This is a genomic window from Methanococcus maripaludis C5, assembly GCF_000016125.1.
GTDB classification, from domain to species: Archaea; AGJL01; Methanococci; order Methanococcales; family Methanococcaceae; genus Methanococcus; species Methanococcus maripaludis_D.
In genome coordinates this window covers 62288-75613 of record NC_009135.1, presented here as the reverse complement: position 1 = coordinate 75613, position 13326 = coordinate 62288, and the positions used below count along the sequence as shown (strand labels likewise).

The following is a 13326-nucleotide window of genomic DNA, read 5'->3' as shown; positions in this document are numbered from 1 at the left end:
ATAACTATTAATTATTATAAATAAATAACAAAAAACACAAAAATAAAATGGAAACTAAAAATTACGGTGAACAAATGCTAATTATCTTGACGGGACTCCCATCAGTTGGAAAATCGACGTTTTCAAAAGCAATTTCAAAAAAAATGGCTGAAAAAAATATCGATAACATCATACTCGGAACAGATTTAATTAGGGAAAGTTTTCCGGTTTGGAAAGAATCTTATGAAGAATTTATAAGGGATTCTAACAATTATTTAATAAAAGAAGCACTTGGAAACAATTTTAGCGTTATTGTAGATGATACAAATTATTACAATTCAAAAAGACGGGATTTAATGAATATTGCAAATGAATTTGACAGTAACTACGTTACAATATATCTTAAAGCGCCTTTGGATTTACTTTTGAAACGAAATATTGAAAGAGGGCAAAAAATCCCAAATGAAGTTATAAAAAATATGTACGAAAAGTTTGACACTCCTGGGACCAAATATGCGTGGGATTTACCAGATATTACAGTAGATACGACTGAAAAAATAGATCATGGCAAAATATTAAATCAAATTTTAAAAATAAATAAAAATAAAAGTTTAAAAATAAATGAAAATAAAATTCCAAAATCAGAACCCGTTGAAAGTAATTTACAAAAAATCGATAATATTACAAGAACTATTGTTGGAAATTTAATAAAAACCGGAAAAATCGATAAAAAAGATATAAAATTAGTTTCTGAACTGAGAAAATCTTTTTTAAAAGACTGTAAAAAAATTGAATCTGGGAATTTAGATTTTGAAAAAATTGAAAGATATTTTTTAAATTGTATAAATAAAAATTTAAAATAAAAATTATTTAGCTAGTTCAAAGTAAGCTTCTTCTGCTAACTCGTAAACTTTTTCTTCATCAATATTAACCATTTTTCCGGCATTTAACACGATTTTACCATCAATCACCACTGTATCAACTACACCGTTGAATGAATAAACTAAATGCGATTCGATGTTTTCTTTAGGCGTTAAATAAGGTTTTTTCATGTTGATAAGTACAAAGTCTGCGAGTTTTCCTTCTTTTATTTCTCCAGAATTGATATTAAGTGCTTTTGCACCGTTTTTAGTTCCAAACTCAAAAGCTTCTTTTGCAGTTACTGCAACAGGGTTTAAATTTACTCCTTTGTGTATCAAAGCTACTGCTTTTATTTCTTCGAATAAATTCATGTTGTTGTTACTTCCACAGCCGTCAGTTCCCAAAGTTACAGGAATGTTGTTTTCAAGTAATTTTAAAACTGGAGAAACCCCTGAAGCTAACTTTAAATTACTTACAGGATTGTGCGCCGCAAACATATTTTTTTCTTTCATTATTTGAATTTCTGAATCACTCAAATGAACGCAGTGTGCGCAGATTGTAGTTACATCCTCAAAAAATCCAAATGAATTTAGGTATTCAAAAGGTCGCATTCCTGTTCTTTCTACAACCTGATTTATTTCATCTAATGTTTCATTCATGTGAATATGAATTGGAACATTGAATTCCCTTGCAAGAGCATTTGTACTTTCTAAAATTTCTTTTGAACAAGTATATGGCGCATGAGGTCCTAACGCTCCAGTAATTCTTGAATTATTCAAATTTTTAATCATTTCAAGAGACTCTCTCGCAGTTTTTAATTCTTTTTCCCGTTTTTCTTCGTCAAATAAATCAATCATTCCGTATGCAATTGTTGATCGAATTCCTGTTTCATCAACTGCTTTGATTATCGAATCGAGGAAAAAATACATGTCGTTAAAAGCAGTGGTTCCGCTTTTAATCATTTCAATTGTTCCAAGAAGCGTTCCTGCGTAAACTATTTTTTCATTTAATTTTGATTCCATTGGCCAGATGTGTCCACTTAACCAGTCCATTAATGGAATATCATCTGCAACTCCCCTAAAGAGAGACATTGGAACGTGAGTGTGCGTATTTATTAATCCTGGAATTAAAACACAGTTTTTTCCATCGATTATTTCTGTTTCATCTTTTGAGACTTCTGAATTTGAAATATTTCCAATTTTTTTGATAATATTTCCTTCAACAAGCATATTCTGCTTTTTTCCATTAATAATCGCATCTTTTACTAAAATCATGAAAATCTACCTAATTTTAAAATAAGTTAATAATTAGTTAAAAATTATTTATTGAGTCCCAGCTCTTCGATTGTAACGAGAGGGATTAATTCAACGTTATTTTGAGCTAAATTCTCTTTTGCACCTTCCTGTCTATCAACAATTACGTAGATTTTTTTAACGTTTCCAGAAACTGCCCTTATCTCATCCACTGCCTTTGAAACGCTTCCACCAGTTGTTGTAACGTCTTCCATCACGATTACATTGTCACCATGATTTAATTCCCCTTCAATTTTATTTTTCGTTCCGTATTCTTTTGCCTTTTTTCTGATTATTAAAAGGTCTTTTTCAGTTTCTAGAGATACTGCTGTTGCAATTGAAACTGAACCTAATTCTACTCCTGCAATTTTTAAATTTTCAGTATTTTCATTTGAAACATAATAATTTACAAGTTTTGCGGCTGCTTTTAAAACTTTGGGATTCGTTGTAGCCTTTTTAATATCTACGTAATATTTACTCTGCTTTCCAGAGGCCAGTGTAAAGTCACCAAACTTCACGCAGTTTACATCTTTCAATAATCTTATCAATTCATTTTTTAAACTGAGTTCTTCCGCTGTTACCAAAAATATCACCTTATAATCCAAACAAAAAAGTAAAGTATAAATGCTATTTGAATATTATATTAAGGTAGTAGATATATCTTTTCTCAAAAAAGTACACGGTGATTGAATGAGTGCTCCAACTAAATTAATAGCACTGTTTGTTTTAGCAGCACTCTGCACCATACCAATAACTTACGGTATGGTTGTAGACGACCCTTTAATTGTAGTAAACAGCGAAAAAGTCGATAAAGAATACGCAGAACTTTTAATGGATAAATATTATTCAAAAAGAACCTTGGAAATAAATTCAGATAATGAAATCGTTGTTACTGAAAATATAATTTATAATGTTCCCGCACTTGATGAATTTGAAATTAACGATGGTAAGGGCAATTTGTTAGTCGAATTTACAAAATCTGGCGAAACAGTTACTTACAAAAACTTTGAATATGAAGAAGAACTCGAATCAGACGATGAAGGGGACGAAGTAACATTTATGGGAAAAACTTATAAACTTATAGAATACGATGAAGATGAAAAAATAGTTCTCGGAAACAAAGTCGAAGATACTGAAACTACTGAAGAATTCAGTTACGATGCATTTACATTTAAAATAATCGGTATGGATAGCACCGGACAAATTTTAGTAAGTGTTTATGAAGGTAGTGATAGAATTGAAAATGTTAAAATGTATCCTGATGATACCTACTTTGTATCTGGCTCAAAAATTTCAATATACTATGATGAATATATGGAAAGTGGAGATACCCCTTATTTCTTCTTTGAAATCTATGATTCCCTCGAAATCGAAGATGGGGAAACAATATCCGGATATAGTAACATTGATACAGACCTCGATGGTAAAAGAATAAATTTAGAATACGAAAGTCCAAAAAGTCTATCCCAAAACTTTGAATTATTAAACTACAAAGTAGAACTTACAGATGTAAGTGACGAAGACTTAACGGTATTTTTTACAGTAACACAGAATTTAAACTACGAATTTGATATGGATGAAGGTACAAAATACTTCGGAAATAACATATTTGCAGTAAAAATAGAAAATGATGAAGATGACGATTCTGACGATGAATCATACCTCTATAAAAACAATAAAAAGTACAGTGAAATTGTCGATTACCAAGGTTCAGTCCAGTTAGTTGATCAGGATGAACTGTTAAGTGCTTCTTCAGATTTAATATTAATTGGTGGACCTGTTTCAAACAAAGTTACAGAAAGTATTCAAAACAGTTTAAGCGTTGAAGTTACAAACGACTACCCTGGAGAAGGAAAAGGAATAATTCAAACAATTACTAATCCAAACAATGACGAAAGTACAATATTGGTTCTTGCAGGATCTGACAGGGATGGAACAAAAGCCTGTGTATTGGCACTTAATCAGGGCCTCTATTCAGGATCTGGCAATTTAGTCGTAAAATTAACTGGTGATGACAGCGTAAGTGTTATCTAATCCCAGAACCTGCGGTTCTTGGAACTCCCTTTAAAATACATATTATTTTTAATTCTTTCTTTAATAAATCTCAAAGAAAGATTTCGCGGTGGTTTTATGAAAAAAATCGATTTTGATACAATTTCTGCAATTATTTTAGAAGAATTTAAAACATACACTGGAGAAGAAATCGAACCTCTCTGGGCATTTGAAACATTTGATGTTCAAAAAGATAGTATTGTCGGATTTATCGGTCCAATGGATGTTAAAATTGAAAATATGAAAGATTTAAAAGATGTTAAAGAAGAAAAATACATAGCAGTTCCAATTCAATCATCAGAAGCCATTAATTTTATCGTTGAACATTTTGATAATCCAGATTTAAAAATGACATATTTAAGACAGAGAATATTTGTATCAATTGCAAAAGATGTAATTGAAAATCACTCCAATTTAAAATTAAAAAAATCTGGAGATGACCTTTATTTTGATGAAAAGAAATTGTCTGTTTGTATTGCATGCAGGGGGATTTCTTCTGGAAAAATCCATCTTGGAATAAACTTAAAAAGTGATTCTGTTCCATCGCACGTTTCTGCAGTAGGGTTAAATGATATGGGAATTGAAAATGTTTTTGAAATTATGGAAGAAATTGCAATTGAATATTCAAAAGAAATGTCAAAAATTGAAAAAGATATTCGAAAAACGCTTCCTTTATTTTAAATTTAATTATTTTTATTTTTTGTATTTTGAACCCTGTTTTGAATTTCTTCTTGCAAGTTCTTTTGAAACTTCATTTAAAATTCTGAGTCGTCTTAAAGACCATTCTGGAGATATCTTTATTTCATCAGGAACTTTATCCTTTGAAACTCTTTGGATAATTACATAAGGAGATAAATGTTCTAAAAAATCAGAAACCAGGTGAATGTACTGTTTTTCATCAAGGGATTTGTATTCCCCTTTCCAGTATATTTCTTCGAGTTCAGTGTTTTCAATAACTACTAGCGGGTATATTTTTAGCGCATCAATTTCTAGATCAGACAACATTTTTGAAGTTTCCATCATCATGTTCCAGCTTTCATCAGGAAGTCCTAAAATTATATGCCCACAAACTAAAATTCCCCTTTTTTTACATTCTATCAGAACGCGTCTTATATCGTTCGAAGAATGCTTTCTGTTTAAAAAATCAAGAGTTTTGTCATGCATCGTCTGGATTCCTAGATCAATCCAGATTTCATAGCCTTGTTTTACATAATTTTCTAAAATATCTAGTTTTTCATCTTCAAGACAGTCTGGCCTAGTTCCGATTGAAATTCCAATAACATCCTCAAAAGAAAGTGCATAATCCCAAAGTTCTTTTAGTCTTTCTGGAGTTCCGTGGGTATTGGTTCCGGGGTAAAAATAAACATAAAATTTTCCAATTCCCTTTTCCTTATTTTGTTTTACCTGGGTTTCGATCTGATCTTTTAACGAATATTTAATATTACAGTATTCAACACTTATCGGGCGACCCATTTTCGGGCAGAAAATACAGCCTCTTGTATCGATTGTACCGTCTTTATTTGGACACGAAAATCCTGCATCAACTGGAACTTTGAATGTTTTATAATCCCTTTCTCTTTTCATATAGAGTCCATACTGGGCTATTAAAAAACCATCTTTGTAAATTCTATCTACAATATTTTTATCTATTGAACTACTACTATTTCTGTAAATTTGAGCGCCCGTGTTCATGAAACCACCGAAAACTAAATTATAGGATATATTAAATAATTGGTGTTTATATTGTTATATGTTTATAATGGTGAAAATGATGGAACTTCACAATGATGAGAAAAGATTATTAAAAGCATTTCAGGAATCTAATGAAAAAATAATGAATTTAGAAGAACTTTCAAAATATATTGAAAAAGAAAAAGTCATGAGAGCAGCATTTTGGCTTTCTGGACGAGATTTTCTTGAAATTATTGAAAATAAAACCAAGATATGTGAATTAACCGAACTTGGTAACCAATCTTTAGATTTAGGAATTCCGGAGAGAAAAGTTGCAAATTATATCAAAGAAAATAATTTAGAATCAATTCCAATAAAAGACCTTTCAAAAATTTTGGAAAAGGATGAAACAGGGGCCGCACTTGGTAATTTGAAGAAAAAAGGATTAGTTGCGATCGATAAAGGAAATATCGTATTCAAAGATTTAGATTACGTTGATATTGAAGAAGAAGTACTAAAAAAAGCTTCGGAAGATTTTAATTTATCAAATTATTCTGAAGATGAAGTTAAAATAATTGAAAACTTGAAAAAAAGGGGTTTCTTAAAAATAAACGAAGTAGTTGACAGAAGTTTTGAACTTAAAAATGCAGGAATTGATTTTATTAAAAAGCCAATAGAAATAAAGGAAGAAATCACACAACTTACACGGGAAATGATTGTAAGTGGAAAATGGAATGACTATTTCATAAGACCGTATGACGCAAAAATTCCAACTGAAGAACTTTATCCTGCAAAAGCACACCCCATGTCAAAAATAATTCAGGAAGTTAATGAAGTTTTGATATCAATGGGTTTTAAAGAAGTGAAAAGCCAGATTGTCCAAACGGAATTCTGGAACTTCGATACGTTATTTGAACCACAAGACCACCCTGCAAGAGATATGCAAGACACATTTTTTGTAAAATATCCAAACACAGGAACAGTTCCAAAAGATTTGCTTGAAAAAGTGAAAGGAATTCATGAATGTGGAACCATTGGTGACGAAAAAATTTCAAAAGGCTGGTGCTATAACTTCGATGAAAACGTTTCTGAAAGAACAGTTTTAAGAACACACACGACTGTTTCATCGATAAAATACCTTGCATCGCTTTCAGAATGTGAACGAGAAAATGCGCAAAAAGTATTTTGCATCGATAGAGTATTTAGAAACGAAGCAATTGATTACAAACACCTGCCAGAATTCTACCAGTGCGAAGGAATCGTAATGGCTGAGGATGTTAATTTCGACAATCTTGTTGGAATTTTAAAAGAATTTTTACAAAAATTAGGATTTGAAAAGGTAAGAATAAGACCTGCATACTTCCCATTTACAGAGCCTTCACTTGAAGCTGAAGTTTATATGGAAGGAAAAGGCTGGCTTGAACTTTTGGGTGCGGGAATATTTAGGCCTGAAGTTTTAGAACCATTTGGAATTAAAAAACCAGTTCTTGCATGGGGTATTGGACTCAGCAGACTTGCAATGTTAAGATTAGGCCTTACAGATATTCGTGAGCTTCACAAAAACGACATGCAATGGCTTAAAAAAACCGTTATCAGTGAAGAGTAAGTTGATAGTTAGAGGTTTTTCCATGAATATCGAAGAAACCATAAAAACTGCATATGGAGAATCACTAAACAGTGCACGCTTTGGGGATAAATTTGAAGAAATTGATGCCATTCAAAGCATAATAAAAAGTGCAAAAAGCGTTGTTGTGGCAACAAGAAATGAAAAGAAATTTAAAGTAGTATTTAATATTATCTCTAAGATTACAGATGCAAATATATCAATGATTGAAATTCCAACAAATTCTGCAGATTTAACCCGTATGCCTGCAGTAAGTAAGGGTTTGATTGCTGTGGATTCTTCGGATGCAGACATAATTATATCCCGTGGAAGGCTTGGAATTCCAGGTTCTGGATCTTTTCTTCTTATTATGGATAAAAAGGGAAGAATTTTAACAGGATCTATTTCCCCATCATCAATTATTCATAAAAATCCAATTGATAAAACTGTAGAGTTGGAATTAATTAATGCTCTTGAAAGAATCGGTATCAAGGTGAAAAAATGAATTACGGAATTACCGAAAGCGTAAAAACTACTCGATCGAAAATAAAAATAAAAGACATTGTTTCAGATGTTGTTGAAAAAAAGGCAAATGCAATTAAATACTTCTTGGAAGGCGAAGAATTTAAACAAGCTGTTGTCTTTGGCGCGTATCTTTCAGGAAGCTACATTGCATACACCCTTTTAAAAGACTGTGATGAAGTTATCATCGTTGATATCCAGCCACATTTGCAGGACATTCTATTTAACGAAGGAATAAAATTTATGGACTTAAACAGATTACAACTTGAATTGAGAAACGGAACCTCGATCGATCCAGACTTAGTAATTGATTTAACAGGCCTTGGAGGAGTATCTCCGGATTTACTTTCCAAATTCAATCCAAAAGTATTGATTGTCGAAGATCCAAAAGGAAACCACGATAAAGGAATCTCAAAAATAGACAATACTGATAAAAGACTCTGTGTAGGGGATAAAAAAGGAATTTTAAAAACATACAGGTCATCTAAATTTTCAAAAACCTCTGGAACCATGACCCTTGTTGTTGACATTATTATGGAGTCATGTAAAGAAATTAATGAAATAGATGGCGTATTGTACACAATTCCAAATTTAAAATACTTCGAAGGAACCGTTTTTCACGAAAAGAACGTAAAAAAGTTTTTAACTGAATTGAACATGCCTGCAATAACGGTAAGTTCAATAGATCATGTTGAATATGAACTTGAAGAAGCGCTTTCTAAAAATATTTCAAGAGTAAATTCCTTTGTAAAGGAAATTTAAATTCTTTTTTTAAATCTTTGAAACTACGATTTCAAGTGCTTCCATAAATGCATTTTTTTCGGCAATAATAACTGCAACAGGTATTCTTACAACCTTTTCAATGCTGGTACTTACAATCGGGGCACAGACTATTGCTTTTACACCCTCTCTTTCTGCATATATTGCTGAAACGATACAGTCTTCAAGTGTACTTGCAGGATATTCTTTCAAAAGATAAGTTTTTCCATTTACTGCTATCCTTTTTGTACTTATTTTATTAAGTGATGGCCTTGCTGCAATCAGGGCTATTTTTTCTTCTGATGAATCCTCTTCTTCAAAGCTTTTTATAGTATTTATGATTTTTTTAAGAGTTGATATTCTAAAATCCTTTTCATTTGTGATTTTATAAAGTGTACTGTACGGTATATCAGATATTTCAGAAAATTCCTTTAATGGAACGTCTAATTCAAGGAGAACCTTCTTAAATTCATCCGTAAACTTATCTGAACCCACACTCAATAAAAGTCGTTCATGCGCCCGCATAGGTCCCACCTAAATACTAAAAAAGAAAAATTTTTAAAATTATACGATGTAGTCAATTCCAAGTGAACCTTTAGCCTTCTTGGCTGAACTTGGAATTATTTTTGCAGGAGATCTTCCACCGCCGATTATATTAGGGGACTTGACTCCAGTAATAATTGCCATTACTCTTATTGCTCCGTCCATTGAAGGGTCAAGCCTTGAACCCCAAATAACATTAGCATTTATGTCCATGCTGCTTGTAATTCCTTCACCGATTCTGTTAGCTTCACCCAGGGTTAAATCAGGACCGCCCGTGATGTGTATTAATGCACCAGTTGCCCCTTTGTAATCAATATCTAAAAGTGGACATTGTAATGTGTCTTTTACAACTTTTTCTACTCTGTCACCTTTAGTATCGTAGTCAACCTCACCAACACCAATCATTGCGACTCCACCATCGGTCATAACCGCTTTGACGTCTGCATAGTCAATATTAATCAAGCTCTTTAATGAAATTGTTTCCGTTATTCCTTTGACTGCCTGAGCAATGATTTCATCAGCTACCCTGAAAGCCTCGTTCATAGGTAAATTTGGAACAAAATCAACAAGTCTATTGTTATCAATCACAATAACCGTATCACAGCTTTCAGTAAGTCTTCTAAGTCCTTCATCAGCTTTTTTAAGTCTTGCTCTTTCGATTTTGAATGGATAAGTTACAACACCGATAACTACAGCACCATTTTCTTTTGCAATTTCAGCTACAACTGGAGCAGAACCAGTACCTGTTCCACCGCCCATTCCTGCTGAAACGAATATTAAATCTGCACTTTTTATAACATCTTCAAGAACGTTTTTGGCAAGTTCTGCGGATTTCTTTCCGATTTCAGGATATCCGCCTGCACCTAATCCCCTTGTAAGGGTTGAACCAATTAATATTTTTTTGTCTGCATTTATGTGTTCTAAATGCTGTTTATCGGTGTTAATTGCAATGGTTTCAGCACCTTCAATGCCAATTTCGCTTAATCTGTGAATGGTATTGTTTCCAGCACCACCGCATCCAACAACAAGAATTTTAGCATTCCCAAAATCCTCTTTTGACATCTGGGTGTTGTATAGTTCATCATTATTTTTGGACAAAGCTTCTTTTACAAGTCTCATATTAATCCTCCAAAGCGGTGAAGATGGTTGTGTAAATTACTTTTAGTATGTTAACAGTCAAAAAATTGTTTTTACTAAATATATACCCTCTTTTATGCTATATAATAGTTTTTATATGGATTTGGCATGCCTATCGTTATCAATTATATTAAATATTATCGTAAGGTATATAAACCTAAACACTTAAACCTTGATGTGGCTAGGCTGGGAAGTTAGGCGTTTCCTGTAACTCGAAATCGCCTTTGCGAGAGCCGAAAACTTGAGGGCGGTTTTAAATTCTGTCATTCATTCTCAAGTTTTGTGTAGACATTTCGTCCTTTGGGGTAAGATGGCAGAGGAACCTTTTTTGGAAGAAAAAGACAAACCTCTTTTATCTTTCGAACCCCGTCAGGCCCGGAAGGGAGCAGCGGTAGAGAGAACTTCAACGCTCAGAGGGTTGCGGAATCGAGCAGGACTTGGGGTACAATGGGTTTCAGGGTTTCTTACCCACCTCAAGGAAGCCACTTTTTATTTTATAATAGATTTTTGCAATTATTCAACTTTTAAGTTTTTTCAGGGTAAACAATGATTATCGGACTCATTTCAGATACACACATTCCAGAAAGAGCTAAAAAACTTCCAAAAGAAATTTTTGAACACTTTTCAGATGTAGATTTGATAATACACTGCGGCGATGTAACGTCTGAATCTGTTTTAAATGATTTAAAAAAAATCAGTGAACTTTTGGTTGTTTCTGGAAACATGGATTGTATGAATTATCCAAAAGAACTGGAAGTAGTTATTGAAAATTTCAAAATAGGAATAATTCACGGAAATCAGATCCATCCGCGTGGAGATACATTAAAAATGAAGTATCTATGCCTTGAAAAAAACTGGGATATTTTAATTTCTGGTCACACTCATACTCCAAGGATCAAAGAAATAACTGTTGAAAATAAAAAAATACTGCTTTTGAATCCTGGAAGCCCGACTGTTCCAAGATATCCATTAAAAACCATTATGAAATTAAAAATAGAAGAAAAAAAAGTTAATGCAGAGTTAATTCCCATAAAATAAAAAAATTATTTTCTTGAAGTTAATTTCTTAAGTTTTGAAACAAGTTCCGCTCTTTTGTTTTCTATTGTATTTTCGTAGTAATCAAGTGCCTTTGTAGGACATACTTCCATGCATATTTCACTGCCCCGTTCAACACAACCGTCACATTTTACTGCAACTTTTTTGCATTTATCAATTTGTATTGCTCCAACAGGGCATACTTCAGCACATAATGCACATCCGATACATTTTTCAGATTCTATTACAACCTTGTCGTCTATTTTTTTGATTGCATCTTCCGGACATACGTTAAGACATGGCGCATCTTCACAATGCATACATCTAATTGGAATTCCCTCAAACACGTGAATTGCGTTTATAGGACATGCCCTTTCGCACTTTTTGCAATCTACGCATAAGTCAATATTTGGCATTACCTTCATAACTTCACCAGATTATTTTAAGGATTACATCTTGATGATGCAGTAACTAAAGAAAGAAGTCCTTTTTTATTTTTGGATTTTCCTTTAGGGCCCAAAACTGTTAAATTTTCAATATTTTTCAATTTTTTATCCATTACTAATTCGTCAACATTTACAACTTCGAGACATCTTTTACTGCATGCTTTAACACATGCCTGTTCATCTCTTCCAAAACACAAATCGCACTTGTGTGCAGTCTTTCCACTGATGTATATTGCACCAAACGGACATGCCATTGCACAGAGTCCACATCCAATGCATGATTCTTTATCGAGGTAAATTACGCCATCTTTTGATTCGATAGCAGAAACCGGACATACTTCCATACATGGCGATGAAGTACAGTGCTGGCATACTACTGGCAAGTACCTTCCTTCGTGCTCCCAAATGCTGATTCCACTAACTTCGTGAACTTCAGAACATGCTTTAACACAATCCCCGCAGTTATCACAAGCTTCGTTAACCATCATTACTTTTTTCATGATCGCACCTTAAAAAATGTTAATTAAAGACCGTATTCGTCGCATTTCATGTCGATGGTCTCTTGGATTACTGAAATATCTTCGGGTTTTAAGTGTCTGTATCTTTTCTGCACTTTTAAGTATTCTTCAATTGGTTTTCTTTTCAATGGCTTGTAATTTAACTTAAATTCACCATTTTCAATTTCGAAAAGTGGCCAAACACCAGTTTCAACTGCAAGTCTACCCATTTCAACCGTGTTTTCAGCAGGGTATCCCCAACCAGTAGTACATGGCTGAAGTACCTGAATGAATGCAGGGCCGTTTACTTCGCATGCTTTTTTAACTTTGTTCATGAAGTCTTCAGGATAGCTTATTGATGCTGTTGCAATATAAGGAATTCCGTGAGCAGCCATGATCATTGGCATGTCTTTTTTAGGCCTGTTTTCTCCACGGATATGGCTTCCAGCAGGCGATGTTGTTGTTGATGCCATGAAAGGTGTTGAACCACTTCTTTGAACGCCTGTGTTCATGTAAGCTTCGTTATCGTACATGATGTATACCATATCATGTCCTCTTTCCATTGCACCACTTAATGCTTGAAAACCGATATCTGCAGTACCACCATCACCACCAAATGCAATGACGTTTACTTTTTCTTCGCCGTATTTTCCTTTCTTTCTTTTTAAAGCAACTACCGCTCCTTCAATACCACTTGCTACTGCAGCAGCATTTTCAAATGCAACGTGAATCCAAGGAACTCTCCACGCAGTTTCAGGATAAGGTGTTGTCATAACCTCAAGACATCCGGTAGCATTTGCAACGATTGTATTTTTTCCAGCAGCTTTTAAAGCGAGTCTTGCGACAATTGCTGCACCACAACCTGCACAGCCCCTGTGTCCTGGAGCAAATAATTCTTCTCTTGGAAATTGGCTTCCAGTCATAATATC

At 33.4% G+C, this 13326-nt stretch carries 15 protein-coding genes and 1 other RNA gene; 8 read left to right on the top strand and 8 right to left on the bottom strand.

The window, feature by feature from the left end:
• Positions 1–47 precede the first annotated feature (47 nt).
• Positions 48–842, top strand: coding sequence for an L-seryl-tRNA(Sec) kinase (pstK, locus tag MMARC5_RS00455; RefSeq protein WP_155810360.1), 795 nt, complete (start codon positions 48–50; stop codon positions 840–842).
• A gap of 3 nt (positions 843–845) precedes the next feature.
• Here pstK and MMARC5_RS00450 read toward each other — a convergent pair whose 3' ends face one another.
• Both MMARC5_RS00450 and pyrE read right to left on the bottom strand, forming a co-directional pair.
• Positions 846–2114, bottom strand: coding sequence for an amidohydrolase (locus tag MMARC5_RS00450; protein ID WP_011867864.1), 1269 nt, complete (start codon positions 2112–2114; stop codon positions 846–848).
• A 44-nt stretch (positions 2115–2158) separates the two neighbouring features.
• The gene (gene pyrE, locus MMARC5_RS00445) at positions 2159–2716 is read right to left on the bottom strand and encodes an orotate phosphoribosyltransferase (protein ID WP_011867863.1); all 558 of its coding nucleotides are present in this window, start codon (positions 2714–2716) and stop codon (positions 2159–2161) included.
• Between the two features lie 106 nt (positions 2717–2822).
• Here pyrE and MMARC5_RS00440 point away from each other — a divergent pair, with 106 nt between their 5' ends.
• Together MMARC5_RS00440 and MMARC5_RS00435 are read left to right on the top strand one after the other, a co-directional pair.
• Positions 2823–4166 (top strand): S-layer protein, encoded by a 1344-nt coding sequence (locus MMARC5_RS00440; protein ID WP_011867862.1) that lies wholly within the window; start codon positions 2823–2825, stop codon positions 4164–4166.
• 96 nt (positions 4167–4262) lie between these two features.
• On the top strand, positions 4263–4865 hold the full coding sequence (locus MMARC5_RS00435; protein ID WP_011867861.1) for a DUF366 family protein: 603 nt from the start codon (positions 4263–4265) through the stop codon (positions 4863–4865).
• 12 nt (positions 4866–4877) lie between these two features.
• On the opposite strand, the gene mnmL is transcribed toward MMARC5_RS00435, so the two are convergent.
• On the bottom strand, positions 4878–5876 hold the full coding sequence (mnmL, locus tag MMARC5_RS00430) for a tRNA modification radical SAM protein MnmL/YtqA (protein WP_011867860.1): 999 nt from the start codon (positions 5874–5876) through the stop codon (positions 4878–4880).
• Positions 5877–5955: 79 nt separating this feature from the next.
• Here mnmL and pheS point away from each other — a divergent pair, with 79 nt between their 5' ends.
• Genes pheS through MMARC5_RS00415 form a run of 3 tightly spaced genes read left to right on the top strand, consistent with a single transcriptional unit; the run spans position 5956 to position 8742 of the window.
• On the top strand, positions 5956–7461 hold the full coding sequence (gene pheS, locus MMARC5_RS00425; RefSeq protein ID WP_011867859.1) for a phenylalanine--tRNA ligase subunit alpha: 1506 nt from the start codon (positions 5956–5958) through the stop codon (positions 7459–7461).
• A 22-nt stretch (positions 7462–7483) separates the two neighbouring features.
• A complete protein-coding gene (locus MMARC5_RS00420; RefSeq protein WP_011867858.1) occupies positions 7484–7963 on the top strand; it encodes a FeGP cofactor biosynthesis guanylyltransferase HcgB family protein in 480 nt (159 codons plus the stop codon).
• A complete protein-coding gene (locus MMARC5_RS00415; RefSeq protein ID WP_011867857.1) occupies positions 7960–8742 on the top strand; it encodes a DUF1188 domain-containing protein in 783 nt (260 codons plus the stop codon). Before MMARC5_RS00420 ends, MMARC5_RS00415 begins: the two co-directional genes overlap by 4 nt.
• A 9-nt stretch (positions 8743–8751) precedes the next feature.
• On the opposite strand, the gene MMARC5_RS00410 is transcribed toward MMARC5_RS00415, so the two are convergent.
• The gene (locus MMARC5_RS00410) at positions 8752–9264 is read right to left on the bottom strand and encodes a transcriptional regulator (RefSeq protein WP_011867856.1); all 513 of its coding nucleotides are present in this window, start codon (positions 9262–9264) and stop codon (positions 8752–8754) included.
• A gap of 39 nt (positions 9265–9303) precedes the next feature.
• Positions 9304–10401: a cell division protein FtsZ gene (gene ftsZ, locus MMARC5_RS00405; protein ID WP_011867855.1), complete on the bottom strand. Its 1098-nt coding sequence runs from the start codon at positions 10399–10401 to the stop codon at positions 9304–9306.
• 192 nt (positions 10402–10593) lie between these two features.
• Here ftsZ and ffs point away from each other — a divergent pair.
• Positions 10594–10908: signal recognition particle sRNA (gene ffs, locus MMARC5_RS09550), an RNA gene on the top strand.
• Between the two features lie 57 nt (positions 10909–10965).
• On the top strand, positions 10966–11457 hold the full coding sequence (locus MMARC5_RS00395) for a YfcE family phosphodiesterase (RefSeq protein WP_011867854.1): 492 nt from the start codon (positions 10966–10968) through the stop codon (positions 11455–11457).
• A gap of 5 nt (positions 11458–11462) precedes the next feature.
• Here MMARC5_RS00395 and MMARC5_RS00390 read toward each other — a convergent pair whose 3' ends face one another.
• The 3 genes from MMARC5_RS00390 to porB are packed head-to-tail and all read right to left on the bottom strand — an operon-like array spanning position 11463 to position 13320.
• Positions 11463–11879 (bottom strand): 4Fe-4S binding protein, encoded by a 417-nt coding sequence (locus tag MMARC5_RS00390; protein ID WP_011867853.1) that lies wholly within the window; start codon positions 11877–11879, stop codon positions 11463–11465.
• 17 nt (positions 11880–11896) lie between these two features.
• A complete protein-coding gene (locus MMARC5_RS00385) occupies positions 11897–12400 on the bottom strand; it encodes a 4Fe-4S dicluster domain-containing protein (RefSeq protein WP_011867852.1) in 504 nt (167 codons plus the stop codon).
• Positions 12401–12423: 23 nt separating this feature from the next.
• Positions 12424–13320, bottom strand: coding sequence for a pyruvate synthase subunit PorB (porB, locus tag MMARC5_RS00380; protein WP_011867851.1), 897 nt, complete (start codon positions 13318–13320; stop codon positions 12424–12426).
• Positions 13321–13326: the final 6 nt, after the last annotated feature.